The organism is Stenotrophomonas sp. STEN240, from assembly GCF_056756175.1.
Genome location: NZ_JBRRBO010000013.1, coordinates 74,201 through 92,823, shown reverse-complemented (window position 1 = coordinate 92,823; position 18,623 = coordinate 74,201). Strand labels below are relative to the sequence as shown.

The window sequence follows — 18,623 nt, the reverse complement described above, 5'->3', positions numbered from 1 at the left end:
GATCTCAATCAGGCTGAGCCGGAGATCTTTCTGTTTTTTTGACATTCCTGACCCCCGGCCTGCGGCCCTTGGGGCGGCCGTGCCGCAGGTCAGGTAAAATGGTCAGTTCCGCGCTTCAAGCAGAATAGTCACGTGAAACCCCAACTCCGCGCCCTCATCGGCCAAGGCATCGAAGCCTTGCGCGCCAACGGCACTTTGCCTGCCGACACCCTGCCGCCGGATTTCGTGGTCGAACGACCCAAGACCCGCGAACACGGTGATTTCGCCACCAACGCCGCCATGCTGCTGGCCAAGGCCGCGCGCAGCAATCCGCGCGCCGTTGCGCAGGCTTTGGTTGCCGCGTTGCCGGTCAGCGACGACATCGTCAATGTCGAGATCGCCGGCCCAGGCTTCATCAATTTCAAACTCTCGCCGGTGGCTTACCAGCGCGAAGTCGTCAGCGTGCTCAAGGAGGCCGAAGACTACGGCCGCAACCTGAGCGGCAACGGCCGCAGCGTCGGCGTTGAATACGTATCGGCCAACCCGACCGGTCCGCTGCATGTCGGCCACGGCCGCGCTGGCGTGATCGGCGATTGCATCGCGCGCGTGCTGGAAGTCAACGGTTGGAACGCCAAGCGCGAGTTCTATTACAACGACGCCGGCGTGCAGATCGAAAACCTCGCCAAGTCGGTGCAGGCACGTGCGCGTGGCTTCAAGCCGGGCGACGAACAGTGGCCGGCCGATGCCTACAACGGCGAATACATCGGCGATGTGGCCAAGGCTTATCTGCTGGGCCAGACCGTGGACCTGGAAGGCAGCCAGATCGTCGGCGCCCGCGATGCCGAGAACCTGGATGAAATCCGCCGTTTCGCCGTGGCCTACCTGCGCAACGAGCAGAACCTGGACCTGGCTGCATTCGGCGTGGATTTCGACATCTACTTCCTGGAGAGCTCGCTGTACAAGGACGGCAAGGTTGCCGAGACCGTGCAGCAGCTGATCAGCTCCGGCCACACCTACGAGGAAGGCGGCGCGCTGTGGCTGCGCTCCACCGATTTTGGTGACGACAAGGACCGCGTGATGCGCAAGTCCGACGGCACCTTCACCTACTTCCTGCCGGACGTGGCCTACCACCTGAGCAAGTGGCAGCGCGGTTACGAACGCGCCATCACCGAGCTTGGTGCCGACCACCATGGCTCGTTGGCGCGCGTACGCGCTGGCCTGCAGGCGCTGGACGTGGGCATTCCCAAGGGTTGGCCGGAATACGTGCTGCACCAGATGGTGACGGTGATGCGCGGCGGCGAGGAAGTGAAGCTGTCCAAGCGTGCCGGCAGCTACCTGACCCTGCGCGACCTGATCGACGAAGTGGGTGCCGATGCGGTGCGCTGGTTCCTGATCGCCCGCAAGCCCGACTCGCAGCTGACCTTCGACATCGACCTGGCCCGCCAGCAGAGCAGCGACAACCCGGTGTTCTACGTGCAGTACGCGCATGCCCGCGTCTGTTCGCTGCTGCGCCAGGCGCAGGAGAAGGGCCTGGACTACAAGCAGGCCGAAGGCCTGGCAGCGCTGTCGCAGCTGAGCGACGAACTCTCGCTGGAACTGATGAACGAGATTTCGCGTTACCCGGAAGTGGTGGAAGCGGCCGGCATCGCGCTGGAACCGCACCAGGTCGCGCAGTATCTGCGTGAATTGGCGCACGCTTTCCACACGTGGTATCACGGCACGCCGGTGCTGGTGGATGATGCCGCCGAGCGCAACGCCAAGCTCGTCCTGGCCAGCGCCGCACGGCAGACCCTGGCCAATGGCCTGAGCATCCTGGGCGTCAGTGCCCCGGAAAAGATGTAAACACCTGGAGACGCAGTAGACATGGCAGCACGACGCGGCAAAACCCAAGCCCGGCGCAACAACAACAATGGCACGCCCGGCTGGGTGTGGCTGGTTGCCGGCGTGGCGATCGCGGCCGTGGTGTTCCTGGCGGCGCCCAACCTGTTCAAGAAGGACGGCGACGGCTTTCTGCGCGTAGGCCCGCAACCCAACCCGGACGCACAGCCGGCGCCGGTAGCCGATGCCGACGTCGACGCCGGTGTGGAATCGAACAAGCCAGCCACGCCTGCCGGTGCCAAGCCGGAAGAGAAGCCAGCCACCCAGTACGATTTCTACACCTTGCTGCCGGGCACGGAAGTGCAGATGTCCGACGCCGAACTGGCCGCCAGTGCCAAGGCCGAGGAACAGCGCCGTGCCGCCGCAGCGCGCGCGGCAGCGGCTGCCAACCCGTCCACGCCGGTCGCTGCACCGACCGAAGCACAACGTGCGCAGGCCGCGCTGGAAGGACGCCCGTTGCCGGCACCGGTAGCTGAAACAGCGCGCCAGCCGGCACCGATCAGCGAAACCCCAGCACGCCCGGCTCAGGTTGCCAGCGCTACGCCGGCACCTGCGGCTACCGCGCCCAAGCCAGCGCCCGCAGCAGCAACACCGGCCGCGCCGGTGGCAGCAGCGGCACCGGCGGCGACGGAGAACGTGCGCTACATCCTGCAGGCGGGTGCGTTTGGTGCCTCCGGCGATGCCGAGTCGACCAAGGCCAAGCTGGCGATGATGGGTTTGGCGGCGCGGGTGGAATCGGCACAGATCAACGGCAACACCGTGTACCGCGTGCGCATGGGCCCCTACGGCACCGCCAGCGAACTGGCCGAAGCCAAGGCCAAGCTCAACGGTACGGGCCTGCAGGCGATGGCGATCAAGGCGCAGTAACGCCGCTGATGGCAGTGTTAGCCCAAAGTTTGTTGTGCAAACTTTGGGCCCCGTGCCTGTTTTCTCCACAACCCTGCGCCTGTCGGCGCGCCCCCTTAACTAAAGGGGGGAAGTGAAACCGCCGATGGCGGCTTCACCCCAAGATTTGCTGCGCAAACCTCGGGCCCCACTCCCGTTGCATCCACATCCCCGCGCCTGTCGGCGCGCCCCCTTAACTAAAGGGGGCTATTGCGGCTAACGGGTCGCTCGAAAAGCTCTTCGAACATTTAGGCCGTGACATCACTTGATGTTGGGGCCTTTTTGTTTGCGCCGTTGTAGCCCGGGTAAGCGGAGCGCACCCGGGGCTTTGGCGCATGATCCATAAGGGATTTCGGTGTGGTGTTTTCGCTGGTGCGAAGAGCAGGAGCACCCCTCCCCAACCCTCCCCTGCGCCTGCGGCGCAAGGGAGGGGGCTGAGAGCGGCTGCGCTGTCTGCTGTCTGATGACCGTTGGCAGCTTTCTGTTTTCTGCTTTCTGCTTTCTGTTTTCTGCTGCCTGGTACCTGCAGCGCTCGCCACCGTGCTCGTTGTCAGGTCACGCGTTCTGCCCCCTCCCTTTGGCGAAGCCAAGGGGAGGGCTGGGGAGGGGTGCTTTTGGCTTTAGATTTGGCGGTAAAGCCCTGCCGAGCATGGCTCGGCACTACAGGCACCGCTCGACTTTGGCTTTGTCCCTTCTCCCGCAAGCGGGAGAAGGTGCCCCGAAGGGGCGGATGAGGGGGCTTTGGGCTTTGCGGCAAAGCTCCTGCCGAGCGTGGCTCGGCACTACAGTTGAGGCTTGGCTTTGCCTGGATTCCTTCTCCCGCTTCCGCCGCCACAGTGCGAAAATCGGCCTCCCCTGCCCCAAGGATTCCGCAATGTCCAAGACCGCTCTGATCACTGGCGCCACTTCCGGTTTCGGCGCCGCCGCCGTCCGTCGCTTCGCTGCTGCGGGCTGGAAAGTGATCGCCACCGGTCGCCGTGCCGAGCGCCTGCAACCGCTGGTGGAAGAATTCGGCGCCGACACGGTTCATGCCGCTGCCTTCGACATCCGCGATGCCGCTGCCATGGAAGCCGCATTGGCCGCTCTACCGCCGACCTTCCGTGACATCGACCTGCTGGTCAACAACGCCGGTCTCGCCCAGGGCACCGCCGCCGCCCAGCACGCCAGCCTGGAAGACTGGCGCACCATGATCGACACCAACATCACCGCGCTGGTCACGTTGACCCACCACCTGCTGCCCAAGCTGGTCGAACGCCGTGGCGCCATCATCAACATCAGTTCCACCGCGGCCCTGTATCCCTACCCGGGCGGCAATGCCTACGGCGGCACCAAGGCCTTTGTCAGCCAGTTCTCGCTGGGCCTGCGCGCCGACCTGCATGGCACCGGCGTGCGCGTGACCGCGATCGAGCCGGGCATGGCCGAAACCGAGTTCACCCTGGTGCGCACGCATGGCAACCAGGCTGCATCGGATCAGCTGTACGGCGGCGCCAGCCCGATGACTGCCGAGGACATCGCCGAGCAGATTTTCTGGGTGGCAACCTTGCCGCCACACTTGAACGTCAACCGCATCGAGTTGATGCCGGTTAGTCAGTCGTTTGCTGGGTTTCAGGTGTTTCGGGGGTAAGTCGGGTTTGCTTGCTTAGAAGCCTCCCCTCACCCCAACCCCCGCTCCGCGCCCCGGCCCTTGCGCTGACGCAAGGGCGTTCGGCGGACTGCGAACCCTTGGTTCGCAACCAGTCCCCCTCACCCCGCAACGGGAGAGGGGCTCTTAGATCTCGCTTGCTTTTAGGCCAGCGGTTCGTCTGACAGGTAGGTGTAGCCGGTCAGGCCGGCTTCCAACGCTGCGTCGAGTTCGGCGGCGCGATCGGCCGGCAGCTGGGCGTCGGCCACGCGCTTGCGGTAGGAGGCGCGCAGCTCATCCAGGCTGTAGCCCACGTAGTCGAGCATCACGTCGGTGGTGTCACCGCGGCGTTGCTGGGTGATCACGTAGCCATCGTCTTCAACCACCACTTCCACCGCATCGGTGTCGCCGAACAGGTTGTGGATGTCGCCGAGGATTTCCTGGTAGGCACCGACCAGGAAGAAGCCGATGCGGTAGCTCTCGCCATGGCGCACGGCGTGCAGTGGCAGCGAGCTGTCCAGGCTTTCGTTCTCGACGTAGGTCTTGACCATGCCATCGGAATCGCAGGTCATGTCGGCGATCACGCCGCGACGCTCCGGGCGCTCGTTCAAGCGCTGGATCGGCACGATCGGGAACACCTGGTCGATCGCCCACGCATCCGGAATCGACTCGAACACGCTGAAGTTGACGAAGTACTTGTCCACCAGCCGGTCGTTCAATTCATCAAGCGCCGGGCGATGGCTCTTTTCGTCATAGCTCAGGCGCGCGCGCACGCCGGTGGCGATGGCGTAGAACAGGTCGTCGATGCGCGCACGCTGCGGCAGGTCGATCTGGCCCAGTGCATAAGCGCTCAAGCCTTCGGCGTGGAAATGCTGGGCTTCCTGGAACAGTTCCACCGCCGGGCGCTGGTCCAGCTCGTCGTGGATCTCGCGCAGGTGACGGATTGCCGCCGGCTCGTCGTCATGCGCTTCGGGCACGCGGCCTTCGGCTGCCTGCTCCACTTCCGACACGTTGGCGATCAGCACCGCGTGGTGCGCGGTCATCGCGCGGCCACACTCGGTGATGATGCGCGGCGGGGTCAGGCCATGCGCTTCGCAGGCTTCGGCCAGCGGCTGCACGATGTTGCTGGCGTAGGCGTTGAGGCCATAGTTGATCGAGCAGTAGCTGCGCGAACGGGTGCCTTCGTAATCGATGCCCAGGCCGCCGCCCACATCGACGTGGCTGATCTTGGCGCCCAGGCGCGACAGCTCGACGAAGTAACGGGTGGCTTCACGCATGCCATTGGCGATGTCGCGCACATTGCTGATCTGGCTGCCCATGTGGAAATGCAGCAGGTTCAGGCAATCGGCGTATTCGGTGTCGCGCAGGCTCTTCCACAGGTCCAGCAGCTGGCGCGGGGACAGCCCGAACTTGGCCTTGTCGCCACCGCTGTTCTGCCACTTGCCGGCACCCAGCGAGGCCAGACGCATGCGCACGCCCAGGCCCGGCATCACGTCCAGTGCCTTGGATTCCTCCAGCACCAGCTTCAGCTCGGACGGCTTCTCGATGACGATATAGGTCTGCAGGCCCAGCTTGCGGCCAATCAGCGCCAGGCGGATGTATTCGCGGTCCTTGTAGCCGTTGCAGACGATCAGCCCACCCGGCCGGCTCAGCGCCAGCACCGCCATCAGTTCAGGCTTGGAACCGGCTTCCAGGCCGAAGCCTTCGCCGTGGTGGCTGGCCAGGGTGCCGGCCACGCCACGGTGCTGGTTCACCTTGATCGGGTAGACCGCGGTATAGCCGCCGGCGTAGTCCCAGTCGGACTGGGCCTGGGCGAACGCCGCCTGCAGCTTGCCCAGGCGCTGGCCGAGGATGTCCGGGAAGCGCACCAGCAACGGCAGTTTGGCGCCGGCGGCGCGCGCCGAATCGACAATCTGCGGCAACGACACCGCCGTGCCTTGGGCACCTGCGGGACGGACCACCACGTGGCCTGCGGCATCGACGTCAAAATACCCGTCGGACCAGTGCGGAATCGAATAGGTCTTGCGGGCCTGTTCGAGGGACCAATCGCTCATCGGCGTAGCAACTCTCAGCTGTGGATAAATAAGGACGCGCATTCTAACGCTAGCGGGGCAAGGGTCCGTTACAATCCGCGCCCTCACTACCTCCCCTCTCCCCCCGGGAGAGGGGTCGGGGGTGAGGGCAAGCGTGAAACCTGACTGTGACAGGCTTCGCCCTTACCCTCATCCGCCCCTCCGGGGCACCTTCTCCCGGGGGAGAAGGACAGCCCCAGCACCCAGGAATCATCATGACCTCCAACGAAAACTGGTTCATCGAACACTTCCAGCCGACCGGTTCGGCTATTGGTTTCCGCATCACCGGCAAGCTGGACGAGGTGCAGTCGCCGTTCCAGAAGATCGAGATCTACAACAGCACCGACTGGGGCAAGTTGATGGTCATCGATGGCGCCATGATGCTGACCACCAAGGACAATTTCTTCTACCACGAGATGATCAGCCACCCGGTGCTGTTCACCCACCCGGCGCCCAAGCGCGTGGTGATCATCGGCGGCGGCGACTGCGGCACCCTGCGCGAGGTGCTCAAGCACCCGGGCGTGGAAAGCGCCACCCAGTGCGACATCGATGAGCAGGTCACCCGCATGGCCGAGAAGTACTTCCCGGAACTGTGCGAATCCAACGGTGACGTGCGCGCCGAGCTGCTGTTCGACGACGGCGTGGCCTATATGGCCAACTGCGCCCCGGGCAGCGTGGACGTGGTGATCGTGGATTCCACCGACCCGGTCGGCCCGGCCGAAGGCCTGTTCAACAAGTCCTTCTTTGAAAGCTGCTTCCGCGCCCTGAAGGACGACGGCCTGCTGGTACAGCAGAGCGAGTCGCCGCTGGCGCTGCTGGACCTGATCAAGGACATGCGTTCGGAAATGGGCAAGGCCGGCTTCCAGTCGTTCAAGACCCTGCCGTTCCCGCAGCCGTGCTACCCGACCGGCTGGTGGTCGGTGACCGTGGCCAGCAAGCAGGCCGGTTTCGGCTTCGGCTTCCGCGAGGCCGATTCGGCCGCCAAGCCGTTCGACACCCTGTACTACACCGCGCCGCTGCACACCGGCGTGCTGGTCAGCCCGCCGTTCGTGGCCAAGGCCCTGGGCGAATAAGCCCGCTGCCAGCGTTGTGAACACGACCCCGCGCCCGGCAACGGCGCGGGGTTTTTCGTTTCAGGACACAACGGCGCACAAGACACCTGAGCGCAACAGGTTCGCCCCCGCAACAATCCTTTCCGTCACAAAGTTCCTACATTTTTTTTACATTCAGCAATTCATGGACTGTGCAGTTTTATAATTGCGCCACATCCCGCCCGTACGGGCACGTTAGACCGGCTTTGCAAGACGCTTTCCGCGCCGTTGCCCGCGTCAGGAAGGTTTTCATGAACACATTGCCCAGCTTCGACGGCGAACACGCTGTTGTTCCCGACAACCAGTTGCTCAAGCGCGGCGAACGCCTGCTCGAGCCCGATGTCTACCGCACCGAACTGGACGGGCGTGCGGCTGTGGTCAAGGACTACCGTCGCTACCGTGGTACGCCGTTGTCGCCAGTAGCGCGCCTGCTGGTCCGCCGCGAGGCCCGGGTGCTCAAGCGCCTGCAGGGCTGGAAGCACGCGCCGGCCCTGCTGGGCACCTTGGGCGGCCTGGCGCTGGGCATGGAGTTCATTCCCGGCGACACCTTGAGCGCAGGCGTGCAGGGTGTCAGCCAGGAAGTCTTCGACCAGCTGCAGAACGCCCTGGCCCGCCTGCATGCCGCCGGCATCACCCATAACGATCTGCACGGCACCAATGTGGTGGTCAGTGCCGGCGTGCCGGTGCTGCTGGACTTCACCTCGGCGCTACGCGCACCGCGCTGGCTGCGCAACTGGCCGATCTTTCGCCAGCTCCGCCGCAGCGACATGAAGAACCTGGTCAAGATGCGCCAGCGTGTGACCGGACTGAAGCCTTCCGCCGAACAGGCCGCAGCGCTCGCCGAGCCAGGCTGGGTGCAGGCCGTGCGGAATACGTGGAAGCGGCTGTATCGGTGGATCAAGGGCTGAGCTGAGCCGACCCCTCCCAACCCTCCCCTCCGCCTGCGGCGCAAGGGAGGGCCAAGCTCTGCTCCCTCCCTTTGGCGCAGCCAAGGGGAGGGCTGGGGAGGGGTGCTTTAAAGCTTTAAAGCTCTAAAGCTCTAAAACCCCAAACCCGCAAAACCTCAAAGCGCATCGCCATCCAGTTCGCCGGTGCGGATCCGCACCACGCTGCCCAGGTCGTAGACGAAGACCTTGCCGTCGCCGATCTTGCCGGTGCCGGCGGCCTTGACGATGGCTTCCACCACTTCGTCGGCCTGCGCATCGGTGACTGCCACTTCGATCTTCACCTTGGGCAGGAAATCGACCACGTATTCGGCACCGCGGTACAGCTCGGTGTGGCCCTTCTGGCGGCCAAAGCCCTTGACCTCGGTGACGGTGATACCGGCCACGCCGCGTTCTGCCAGCGCCTCGCGCACGTCGTCCAGTTTGAACGGCTTGACGATGGCCATGATCATCTTCATTGGTCGGCTCCTTGAGTGGTGGCTGAAGCATACCCCGAGACGACAGGGTGCCACCCGCCAGCTTCCGGACTATCCTTACCGCAAGTCAAAACGGATACCGATGCCCGCCAACGGTGGCCAGCTCCCACGCTAGGCCCAACCCTGCGGAGAAACCCCATGATCGACCTCAACCACATCGATGAGCTGGCCCGCCGCCTCAGCAGCCTGGTGCCGCCGGGCCTGCGTGAATCACGCGAAGAACTGCAGGCCACTTTCAAGACCGCGCTGCAGGCCGGGCTGAGCAAGCTGGACCTGGTGACCCGCGAAGAATTCGAAGTGCAGCGTGCCGTCCTGCTGCGCACCCGTGAAAAGCTCGACGCGCTGGAACAAGCCCTCGTCGCCCTGGAAAACCGCGTCTCCGACAAGAACGCCTGAGCGCGCGGCCATGAGCCTGGCGCTGGTGCACAGCCGCGCCCGTGCCGGCGTGCATGCACCGCTGGTGCAGGTGGAAGTGCACCTGTCCGGCGGCCTGCCCTTCACCCAGATCGTTGGCCTGCCCGAAGCGGCCGTGCGCGAATCGCGCGACCGGGTGCGCGCAGCCATTCTCTGCGCACAGTTCGACTATCCCGCGCGGCGCATCACCATCAATCTGGCACCGGCTGATCTGCCCAAGGAAGGCGGCAGGTTCGATCTACCGATCGCACTCGGCATCCTCGCCGCCAGCGGGCAGATTGATCGCAACGCCTTGGCCAACTACGAGTTCATCGGCGAACTGGCACTGACCGGTGAACTGCGCGCGGTGGATGGCGCCTTGCCTGCCGCCATCTCGGCCGCCAACGCGCGGCGCTGCCTGATCGTGCCACCGGGCAACGCAGGTGAAGCGGCGCTGGCCCAGCGCGCCGAGGTCAAAGTCGCGCGCACGCTGCTGGAAGTCTGCGCCGCACTCAGCGGCAACAAGCAGCTGCCGGACGCGCAGGTGCCAGCAACCACACCGGCGATGCTGGCCGACCTCAGTGACGTGCGCGGTCAGCAACATGCGCGGCGTGCCTTGGAGATCGCCGCCGCAGGGGGCCACCATCTACTGCTGCTGGGTTCGCCCGGTTGCGGGAAAACCCTGCTGGCCTCACGCCTGCCCGGCATCCTGCCCGAGGCCAGCGAAGCAGAAGCATTGGAAACCGCCGCCATCGCCTCGGCCAGTGGCCGTGGCGTCGACCCCAGCCGCTGGCGGCAACGCCCCTATCGCGCGCCGCACCACACCGCCAGCGCGGTTGCCCTGGTGGGCGGTGGCTCACATCCACGGCCCGGTGAAATCTCCCTGGCGCACAACGGCGTGCTGTTCCTGGATGAACGCCCGATTTAGTCTTCTGTATGATAGTTATCACAAATCCGCAGAGCCTTCTACAGCTTACGTCTTGAGTCCATCACGCTTGGGAGAATGCCATGCCATATGTCACCGCTCCACGGTGCTTTGCCGGGTACCCCCTGTCGGCGATCCCTGATGCGCTGATAGAGGCGCTTCAAGCGAGCCGTGATTGGCAGAACAAAGTTAGGTGCATCTCGATACGGCTACAAGCATTCTGTGAACTGACCGAGCAGTCACTCATCGGATTGCCTGATTCGCAGGCATCGACGCTCATTCAAGCGTTTGTAGCTTCACTCCACAGTTCATGGTTCCAATTGGACAACACGAAGACGCTGGTATGGCACAGTCTTCACCAGTTCCGCACCGCCCTGCCCATTCCGCTGCAGCCCTATTTCCCTTGCACAAGGGACAAGTCAAAGTGGCCCACGAGTTTTCGCGCAGAGGTTGAACGATACGACCGGACGTGCTTAACAACGGAACTTGCGGAATTCTGGACGGGCTGGACCGCCGTGGGAGCAAGCGGACGCTTGGCGACTATGACGCTCTGGCAGTTTTGGCAGCAGCACGGTCCGGAACGCGCGAGACAACTGCATTCAGCCACACGAAACTGGTATGCGTCATCGCGGCAAAGCAGGATCGGTGCCGTCGAACCGTTTTCCCAGTACTTGGCCCGCATACCGTCGTTTGATTTCGACGACTCCATTGCGGTCGGCCGCGCTATCGCGGACTTCATGCCGGTCTACTTTCGGCAGCGACACGCCAGCGGGGTTCACCTCGCAACCTTGACGTCGGAGTGGTCTCGCTTTGCTGACCTACTGAGTAAACACCTCGTCGGGCATGTGTGGGCGGCCCCTATTCCCACGATTCCACTGCCGCGACGGCGTCGCGTCTTGAACTCGCAGGCACACGTGCGAAAAACGTCCGAAGGACATGTCGTCAAGACCTCTCTTCTAACGACAATCCCTCTCCAGCTTTCCGATACCCAGGCCAAGGAACTTTTGTTCCGAGACATCCAGCAGGATTTCGACTACGTCTTGGCTTGGGCACAACGTGAGGTATCCGAAGCTCGGTCCCGCAGGCTTCTACGAGTCGCTGCCGCCGGCGAAGTTGAATCGCTGACGCCCTCTCGCAAGCGACGCCTGCATGAAACCGATACAGCGGCAGAACGTGAAGCCCACTTTGCCCGTAGCTCCTACGCTCTCGAGCAATTCGGCTTCTCGTATCTCAGCGACGAACCGCAGCAGGTCGAAGTGGAAACCCTTCTGCAGAGCTACTGCCCTTTGGATCTCGGCCTAGCCACTCCCGCGTTGCTTCTCGCACATGCGGCCGTACTCGTGGCCAATCATCCCGTGATTACCACTGCATTCCTGGAGGAGCTGCAGATGTACGACGCGGAGGGCACACAAGTCGGCTTGGTACCCACAGACGCCGGCTGGTACTTACGTGGCGTCAAGCGACGAAAGGGCGCAAAGCTCGCCCAGCAAGACATCCTCCTTACGACCGAAACGCATCAAGTTGTTCTTGACGTCATTGAGATGACCGCACCTATGCGCCGCTGGCTGAAGGATCAAGGTGATCCCCTGTGGCGAAGGCTGTTCCTCGCTCTCGCCTCGATGGGATGTCGACCGAGTCAATGGCGACCCAGCGCAGAAGCCTTCCGTCAGAAAGCGTGGCTGGTGCATCGCATGCAAAGCGCCACGAAGCCCTCCGATACGGATTTGAATTGCCAAGGGCGCTTGCAAGGTGAGGGGCAAGCGCAACGGATTGCATCATCTTTTTCGCTCAAACGACTTCGTTCCTCAGCCGCGGTCCTTGTCTACATCGGCACGGGCAGCGTGGACGCAATGGCAAAGGCACTGGGCCACACGACGTGGAGGCCAAAACTCTTAGACCGCTACCTCCCGAAGCCTATCCAAGAATTTTTTACCGAGCGGTGGATTCGTCTATTTCAGACAGGAATAATCTGTAAAGCGCTTGAAAACTCTCCGTTAGTGCTAGACGTATCTGGATTCGAGTCCCTCGCGGACCTCGACCAGTTTCTCGAGAACCACGCACTCAAATGCGTACCTACCCATCTAGAGGACGCCGATGTCGCGAACGACACCCCGCCGCAGGAGAACACGCGACTGGTATTTGGCCTCGATGTCGACATCCTAACTCTACTCATTAGTACCGAAGCTGCCGTCCGGGACGCGACGTCCGTACCCGCGGGCCGCGCAGTACGCTGGGCAAGAATTTCTGAGCGGCTTGTTTCTTTCTTAGAGTCACAGACCGACGAACCGCTGTTTACTGAGATGGTTAAAGATGCTCAAAGGCGCGCTGATCCGCGCCTAGTGCAGGACCTCATCTATGGCTAGGTCGCAGGCCAACTTAGAGCTCGAGGATCTTGAGGGTATGCTCGCACCATTCGCGCGCACTTCCGGGCCTCGCTATTCCACTGCAGATTGGCTATTGAGTCCATTGGATTCAGAGCTATGGCTGGTACGTTTCCGCTCGATGAGCTCAGTAAATTGGCGAATTCCACTTCCCGACGGAACAATGCTTACAGACAGGGTTCATGCGCGCCTTCTGTCGACCTTGCGAGCATGGTTACTAGCGCGCTTCCATGTTGACTTCACCGGCGGTCGCCGATACGCAAAGCAATCAGCCAGAAACATCGTCGCCAGCAACCTGCATTGCATCGACTATCTCCTGCTCCGAGCAGACAAACTTGGCATTCTCAGTCATGGGTTGAGCGCACTTTCAATCAACGATTTGAAGGCGATGATCAGCGGACTCTGCTCATCCTCCCACGTCAGCGAGAGCGTCTATGAATGGCCTGCCCGCCTCACTAACTATCTCCGATCTGTAGCACATGCAGTCTCCGAATCTGACCTAGCGAAAGCAAGATCGATCGCGCCGTGCTTCGATACTGCATTGCCGGCGATCGCAGCGCGCCTGACCAGTCTGAACGATAATGAGATCGTTAGAGCCAGGGCATGGATGCTCGCCAATGGTACCTACGATGAGCGGAGTAAGGGCGCACGCTACTCCCTTCATCTTCCCAAGCTAGGGCGAGAAATTTATCGAGGGACCTTGCTAGGATGCAGGACAATTTTTCAAGCCCCTCCCGAACTGTACGTGGGCTCACATGCACTTCAGGATGTCGAGCTATCGCGCGTCCCGGTGACAAATCAAGACCGCTCAGGCCCACATCGCGGCGTCCTGTCGAGACAAGTTCGTTGCATCTGCGTGCTAGCGCTACTGAAAAGCGAAGGCTTCGAATCTCCCACATTCCCTACCGACGAACTTCATGCATTTGCGGCTTCGCTGGACGTCAAAGACAACGGTAGATATGCGACGCTACCGCAGTCGGTTGTATTCTCAGGTCTGCGTCGTGCGCTCGAGTTCAGCGTGTCGTTCGGCGACGCGATTATTGATAGTTACATAAACGTAGCACGTGCCGCACATGCGCATCGCGAAAGCGCTGAAACGCTACTAGATCGACTCGACATCAAGCAATTCCTTACAGACGAATGCAAACATCTAGGGATCACTCGTTGGTGTATCAGCCCCACCAACGCCAGCTTAAACGGGCGTGCGGGCCCTGTTACCAAATCGGACTGGTATATATCACTGCGAAATAACGAAGGTCTCTACGAGGTCCTGCAGGTACTGTATGGCGCCGTCTATCTTGTCGTCGGCACGTTAATGGCTCGTCGGGCCGGTGAACTCACCGAACTCCGCGCCGATAGCTATCTCGACACGTCGAAGACTCGCCTAGTCTTCGAAAACCGCAAGTCAGGCTTCGATGACCTTCGCGAAACTGAAGCGCGACCTATACCTCAAATTGGCGTACGCCTTCTTCGAATGTTCGAACGGCTTCAGAGCGCACTGATAGAGATGGGGGCAATGGAGTCTCATGGACTTCTCTTTGCGACACCTGTATTGAAAGGCCGTATCGGGCTTCGTACCACGTGCTGCACCTCTTACTCTCGCCAGCTCAACCTTTTCTGTGATTGGGCGCAGCTACCGGTCGATAGTAAGGGACGGCGATACTACGTGCGCCAGCATCAACTACGCCGTTTTTTCGCGATGCTTTTTTTTTGGGGCGGTGGATTCGGCGGACTCGATGCGCTGCGCTGGTTTCTTGGCCACACAGATCCCGCCCACCTCTGGCACTACATCACTGAAAGCACACCGGGCGCAGCTCTACGATCAGTCGCAGCAGAATGGGCGGCCAGCTCTATCTCATCCGGCGCGCCTGAGTTCGCTGCACTTGCGGCCCTAGTCGAAGAACATTTCGGAACCAGCGACATTTCGGTGATCGACAATGAGGCCTTGACCGCACACTTGGAAGACCTTTTGGAAGACGGGGTGGTCCGAATCGAACCTCAGTTTCTTGATGGTGGCAGCCACTATCGAATCGCCGTACTTATCATTCCCGCTGGAGATACACATTGAAAGGGCCAACTTCAAAAGGCATAGAGCGACGCCAACGTGATATCTCAAGCATAAAGTGTACGCTTGCCCTCCTGTCGGAAGCAGTTACCGATCCCGCTAACTTCATCAGTGATCGTCGACTGCATAGTGCCGTTTCGTCGCAAGGTGCGCTAGCAAAGCTAGCTGATGATCGACGAAGCATCATTGCGATGAGCTTGAACCACCAGCGCAAGGTTGCGGAGGAACTGCCAGGCGGTTTTCTAGCACTGGACCGACTGAGGCGCGCCGTTAAAAGTGCCCTCGAACAGCAGAGCACACGCGAGCATGAGGCAGGCCGCACCAACAAGGCGGCTTTGAGGGCACGCATCGTCGAGCTCGAAGCGTTGATTCTCTCCCTGCGCCAGGATTTGATCATCGTCCAGCGCGCCTACGATCACCGGTGCGCGCAAGCGCGCTCTTATGCCAAGGGCGCTAGCGCCGCAATTCGTGCCCTGTGCGAGAAGGAGCAGAGAGAAATCGAGGCAACGTTTTCGTTGCGCAGCGTGCATTCGACGCAGAATGAAAAAGTAGTTTCTATAAAGACCGCTCGGCCGCGAGCTCCGCAGCATGGCTAATAGCCAACTTCACGTGCTCACCGGCCCGTGCTTCGAGATGCCGCTGTATGTCGGTCATAACGGGGAGCTCAAGACCCAAGCGGCGGATAGCATCCCTATAATGTTCTGGCCGGACGGTCGGTGGTGCGCGCCAGCCAACCGGTACATGCGCGAGGCCTTTGAGAAAGGCCTTTCACGAAGGAATCGAGGCGGTTCATTGGCGGTTGCTGCTGCACACCTCGGACACTTTCTGCGCTTCCTCTGGGCTCGCCAGGTGGATCCGATTGACCTTTCCGACAATCAATTTCGTGAATTCATTGCCGAGCTTCGGAATGAACGCTGCCCCCGTGATCCAAGTCGTCGACAGCGTGATGATACGACGGTCATTGCCATCGGGCGCACTTGCCTCAGCTTCTTGCTATCCGTCGCTCGCCACTATGGCGACGACGACTTCATCCATCCCAGCGGTCGGATACGCGCGGAAGTGCATGAGCATCGCCCGACGACAGATAGCGACCGCAATAAATCCGCCGGCGTTCGACGATACTGGCACCACCCTGCGTTTCCAAACCCGGAGCCCCAACGCAAGCGGATGCCGATCAGCACAGCGAGCATCGAGCAGTTACGTGCGGCGGTCGGCGTAGCCAGCAAGACGAGTCATCAACGCACACGGCGCCACGTCATGCTGAAACTTTTTGAGGTCACGGGAGCACGACGCGGTGAAATCGCCTTAGTCAAGGTCGCCGACATCATGGAGGCGGCGGCGATGCAGCATCCAATGTTGAGAATGCCGACATTAAAAAAGCGCGGTGGCCGCCTACGTTATCGCATGCTGCCAATCAGTCGCTCCGACATTGCTTTTCTCAAGCAATACATTGAGGTTCACCGCCGGTCCGTGCTTACCCGTAAGCGGCATAAATGCGTCGATCACGGAATTCTCTTGATCAATGAGAACACCGGCGAGCCGCTGGTCGCGAATACCATCACGCAAGAGGTCCACCTCCTTGCTAGAAAGGCACGCATTGAGGAAAAGGCATGCCCGCACATGTTTCGGCACCGTTTCCTAACGAAATTGTTTGTCGCCTTGATCGAGCAGCACAAGCTTGAGAACGCAGATGTTTTTCGTAGACTTTTGTTAGATGGAGAGACGCTTAAACGCAAAGTTTCGGAGTGGACGGACCACACCGACATGGCGTCTTTAGACCGCTACATTGATCTTGCATTCGAAGAGGTAGGGAATTTTCAACGCGTTCACGATTTGGCATTTATGGGCGTGACGCTCGATTCTTTCCTCGGCACAATCGACGCGGAATTAGAAGCTGTACGACGCAGCGAGCAGCCAGCCTTAATCCTCGGTCGACTATCTGAGTCTTTGCAAGCCCTGCGTAATGATCTAGCCAGTGTAGCTCGAGCGTAGTGCATACGGCTATATCGGACGAGCTATCCAACACTCGATGCGGCGAAGGCCAATGTGTAAGATCGCCAGGCGTGATTTGAAGTTTTTAACCCTTTCACAACCGTCCCTGATTTCGGGGTAGAACTGCCAAACGGCGACCACCTGATCACCCAGCGCCAAGCCAAATGATCTGGTCAGCATCACCAAGCAACTGGACAGTCAGCCGCAGTGAGTTTTTTGGACCTAACATCATAGATTGGTCAGGTTGGACAAGCTATGTGTTCCCCTTGGGGCGATTCGACTCCGCCTCCGGCGCTGTCTTGGCATGAGGTGATCGCCCGTTGTAAGCTGACAACTAGGCCCATGCGCGGGCCCGCCCGTCCACAAGGCGAAGTCGAACTGACAGCGCGGGAGTTTCGACTAGACCTGCCTTGACCTTCAATGGTCGCCGCTGGCTTGGTGTGTGGACGCATCGATCTTGCAGCGACCGCGGAGATAGCGTCATGGCAAATGGTTTTTCGTCTGCACAGATCAGCCGCTTCAAGCGCCAGGCTAAAAAAATAGCGCGCGAGAGTTCCTTGATTCATGCCGAAGCCCTCGACCGGGTTGCAACAGAGCAAGGATTCGCCAACTGGTCGCTGCTTTCAAAGGCGCGTGATCCATCCGTCGCGCACCGAAAGACGATCTCGGAAGCAACCAAAGCTTCGGCGCTCACCAGGTACTACCTACATGGAGACATAGACGAGCAGGATTCTTCCGTCTACTACTGCGCACGTTGTGACCTGTTTTGCACGCCCGATCATTTCAGTGATATGGGCCTGCATCGGGGGCAGTCCCATGAAATGCGGTACTTGGACTCAATTGAACGCTGGAACGAACGAGGCACAGTGTGGCGGGCGAAGTGGCGTCGGCCGGAGGACGCCATAAACCTACTGGCGGCAAAGGCTGTGTCCATTAATGCCGCCTATCAGAAATCCCGTTCTCCTTTCCACCGTTGGCTTCTAACTCAGCTTGACCGCGATGACAACGTAGCCGACTTGGCGGTGGACGTCCGTGCTGACAAGGCTTTTCCTGTAACCGCAAGTAGCCTGCAAGAGATACGGTCCTACCTTTCAATGCACGGAGACCATGTATTGGAGGCATTGGAGCAAGCATGGGACGAGTTCTCAGCTAGGCACCGCGAACGGTGAAATAGCAGAGGGGCGGGCTACGGCCGGCCCCTCTGCTCCCCATTGATTAGAGGATTGGAACCAGGTCGTCGTTCGCGCCGACTTTTCGCTTGCGCATCGACTCGCCCTTGAGTGTGAGCTTGTAGCTGGTGTGGATGAGCCGATCCAGGATCGCATCAGCCAACGCCGGGTCATTGATGAATCCATGCCAGTCCTTGATCGGTAGTTGGCATGCGACGGGAGTGGCGCCGGCTGTCCAGATGATTTGGTTACGCCTTCCAGTTCATTTGGTGTTGCTGTCCAGAAGTCTGGCGGTATGTAGGTAGAACCCTTTCTATGTCCATAGCCAATGTTTGTGATCAGCGCCAAGCCGACCCGCATCACCAACTCGGGGTCAGATGCTCAAGGTACCTGGCTCGTCCCCGTGCTCTCGTCGCCTTGCTGCGTAGAAGTAGGGCGCCGTTGTCCCAGGCTGTAGAGCCGAACAGGCACTAGTCTATTGCGCCAAAGACCGGTGCTAGCGGCACATTCGCTGCCGGCCAAGATAGAAGGCTGAGCGCGCGCAACCCAACAATGGCGCGTTGCAACAGATGCGTGCCACGTGGCACTGCTACCAGCGCTATGTGGCACCAGCTCTTCCGCCTCTACGTGGAACGAGCTCCGAGCTCGGACCTCGCAGAGGTCAGTGCCACGTGGCACTGCTACCAGCGCTATGTGGCACCAGCTCTTCCGCCTCTACGTGGAACGAGCTCCGAGCTCGGACCTCGCAGAGG

13 protein-coding genes and 2 pseudogenes are annotated in these 18,623 nt (G+C 61.0%); 12 read left to right on the top strand and 3 right to left on the bottom strand.

What is annotated here, in order from left to right:
- Positions 1 to 132 precede the first annotated feature (132 nt).
- From argS to ACVOKO_RS08365, 3 genes are all read left to right on the top strand, one after another.
- A complete protein-coding gene (gene argS / locus ACVOKO_RS08375) occupies positions 133 to 1,821 on the top strand; it encodes an arginine--tRNA ligase (RefSeq protein ID WP_346498475.1) in 1,689 nt (562 codons plus the stop codon).
- Between the two features lie 21 nt (positions 1,822 to 1,842).
- Positions 1,843 to 2,724 (top strand): SPOR domain-containing protein, encoded by an 882-nt coding sequence (locus tag ACVOKO_RS08370; RefSeq protein ID WP_346498474.1) that lies wholly within the window; start codon positions 1,843 to 1,845, stop codon positions 2,722 to 2,724.
- Between the two features lie 892 nt (positions 2,725 to 3,616).
- Positions 3,617 to 4,366 (top strand): SDR family NAD(P)-dependent oxidoreductase, encoded by a 750-nt coding sequence (locus tag ACVOKO_RS08365; RefSeq protein WP_346498473.1) that lies wholly within the window; start codon positions 3,617 to 3,619, stop codon positions 4,364 to 4,366.
- A 161-nt stretch (positions 4,367 to 4,527) separates the two neighbouring features.
- Here ACVOKO_RS08365 and speA read toward each other — a convergent pair whose 3' ends face one another.
- Positions 4,528 to 6,417 (bottom strand): arginine decarboxylase, encoded by a 1,890-nt coding sequence (gene speA, locus ACVOKO_RS08360; protein ID WP_346498472.1) that lies wholly within the window; start codon positions 6,415 to 6,417, stop codon positions 4,528 to 4,530.
- A 233-nt stretch (positions 6,418 to 6,650) separates the two neighbouring features.
- On the opposite strand from speA, the gene speE reads away from it, so the two are divergent.
- The gene (speE, locus tag ACVOKO_RS08355; protein WP_346498471.1) at positions 6,651 to 7,508 is read left to right on the top strand and encodes a polyamine aminopropyltransferase; all 858 of its coding nucleotides are present in this window, start codon (positions 6,651 to 6,653) and stop codon (positions 7,506 to 7,508) included.
- Positions 7,509 to 7,777: 269 nt separating this feature from the next.
- Positions 7,778 to 8,434, top strand: a complete 657-nt coding sequence (locus ACVOKO_RS08350; RefSeq protein ID WP_346498470.1) for an RIO1 family regulatory kinase/ATPase domain-containing protein — start codon at positions 7,778 to 7,780, stop codon at positions 8,432 to 8,434.
- A 155-nt stretch (positions 8,435 to 8,589) separates the two neighbouring features.
- Here ACVOKO_RS08350 and ACVOKO_RS08345 read toward each other — a convergent pair whose 3' ends face one another.
- Positions 8,590 to 8,928 (bottom strand): P-II family nitrogen regulator, encoded by a 339-nt coding sequence (locus ACVOKO_RS08345; RefSeq protein WP_057628415.1) that lies wholly within the window; start codon positions 8,926 to 8,928, stop codon positions 8,590 to 8,592.
- 156 nt (positions 8,929 to 9,084) lie between these two features.
- Here ACVOKO_RS08345 and ubiK point away from each other — a divergent pair, with 156 nt between their 5' ends.
- The 7 genes and pseudogenes from ubiK (at position 9,085) to ACVOKO_RS08310 (ending at position 17,871) form a co-directional block, all read left to right on the top strand.
- Positions 9,085 to 9,342 carry a ubiquinone biosynthesis accessory factor UbiK gene (gene ubiK, locus ACVOKO_RS08340; protein ID WP_346498469.1) on the top strand — a complete coding sequence of 86 codons (258 nt, stop codon included), beginning with the start codon at positions 9,085 to 9,087 and terminating at the stop codon, positions 9,340 to 9,342.
- Between the two features lie 10 nt (positions 9,343 to 9,352).
- Positions 9,353 to 10,261: pseudogene (locus ACVOKO_RS08335) on the top strand (YifB family Mg chelatase-like AAA ATPase); the annotation flags it as partial.
- A gap of 86 nt (positions 10,262 to 10,347) precedes the next feature.
- Entirely contained in the window at positions 10,348 to 12,627 is a 2,280-nt protein-coding gene (locus ACVOKO_RS08330; RefSeq protein ID WP_346498468.1) for a hypothetical protein, read from the top strand.
- Between the two features lie 37 nt (positions 12,628 to 12,664).
- Positions 12,665 to 14,713 carry a hypothetical protein gene (locus ACVOKO_RS08325; RefSeq protein ID WP_346498467.1) on the top strand — a complete coding sequence of 683 codons (2,049 nt, stop codon included), beginning with the start codon at positions 12,665 to 12,667 and terminating at the stop codon, positions 14,711 to 14,713.
- Complete coding sequence (locus ACVOKO_RS08320) at positions 14,710 to 15,306, top strand: hypothetical protein (RefSeq protein ID WP_346498466.1); 597 nt, start codon at positions 14,710 to 14,712, stop codon at positions 15,304 to 15,306. The genes ACVOKO_RS08325 and ACVOKO_RS08320 overlap by 4 nt, the downstream gene beginning before the upstream one ends.
- On the top strand, positions 15,299 to 16,702 hold the full coding sequence (locus ACVOKO_RS08315) for a tyrosine-type recombinase/integrase (RefSeq protein ID WP_346498465.1): 1,404 nt from the start codon (positions 15,299 to 15,301) through the stop codon (positions 16,700 to 16,702). Before ACVOKO_RS08320 ends, ACVOKO_RS08315 begins: the two co-directional genes overlap by 8 nt.
- A gap of 482 nt (positions 16,703 to 17,184) precedes the next feature.
- Positions 17,185 to 17,871, top strand: a complete 687-nt coding sequence (locus ACVOKO_RS08310; protein ID WP_346498464.1) for a YozE family protein — start codon at positions 17,185 to 17,187, stop codon at positions 17,869 to 17,871.
- A 46-nt stretch (positions 17,872 to 17,917) separates the two neighbouring features.
- Here ACVOKO_RS08310 and ACVOKO_RS08305 read toward each other — a convergent pair.
- Positions 17,918 to 18,097: pseudogene (locus ACVOKO_RS08305) on the bottom strand (ATP-binding protein); the annotation flags it as partial.
- Positions 18,098 to 18,623: the final 526 nt, after the last annotated feature.

Coding starts and splice junctions, on each gene's coding strand:
- ACVOKO_RS08370 (WP_346498474.1), top strand. CDS start 1,843: ATGGCAGCACGACGCGGCAAAACCCAAGCCCGGCGCAACAACAACAAT.
- ACVOKO_RS08365 (WP_346498473.1), top strand. CDS start 3,617: ATGTCCAAGACCGCTCTGATCACTGGCGCCACTTCCGGTTTCGGCGCC.
- speA (WP_346498472.1), bottom strand. CDS start 6,417: ATGAGCGATTGGTCCCTCGAACAGGCCCGCAAGACCTATTCGATTCCG.
- speE (WP_346498471.1), top strand. CDS start 6,651: ATGACCTCCAACGAAAACTGGTTCATCGAACACTTCCAGCCGACCGGT.
- ACVOKO_RS08350 (WP_346498470.1), top strand. CDS start 7,778: ATGAACACATTGCCCAGCTTCGACGGCGAACACGCTGTTGTTCCCGAC.
- ACVOKO_RS08345 (WP_057628415.1), bottom strand. CDS start 8,928: ATGAAGATGATCATGGCCATCGTCAAGCCGTTCAAACTGGACGACGTG.
- ubiK (WP_346498469.1), top strand. CDS start 9,085: ATGATCGACCTCAACCACATCGATGAGCTGGCCCGCCGCCTCAGCAGC.
- ACVOKO_RS08330 (WP_346498468.1), top strand. CDS start 10,348: ATGCCATATGTCACCGCTCCACGGTGCTTTGCCGGGTACCCCCTGTCG.
- ACVOKO_RS08325 (WP_346498467.1), top strand. CDS start 12,665: ATGCTCGCACCATTCGCGCGCACTTCCGGGCCTCGCTATTCCACTGCA.
- ACVOKO_RS08315 (WP_346498465.1), top strand. CDS start 15,299: ATGGCTAATAGCCAACTTCACGTGCTCACCGGCCCGTGCTTCGAGATG.
- ACVOKO_RS08310 (WP_346498464.1), top strand. CDS start 17,185: ATGGCAAATGGTTTTTCGTCTGCACAGATCAGCCGCTTCAAGCGCCAG.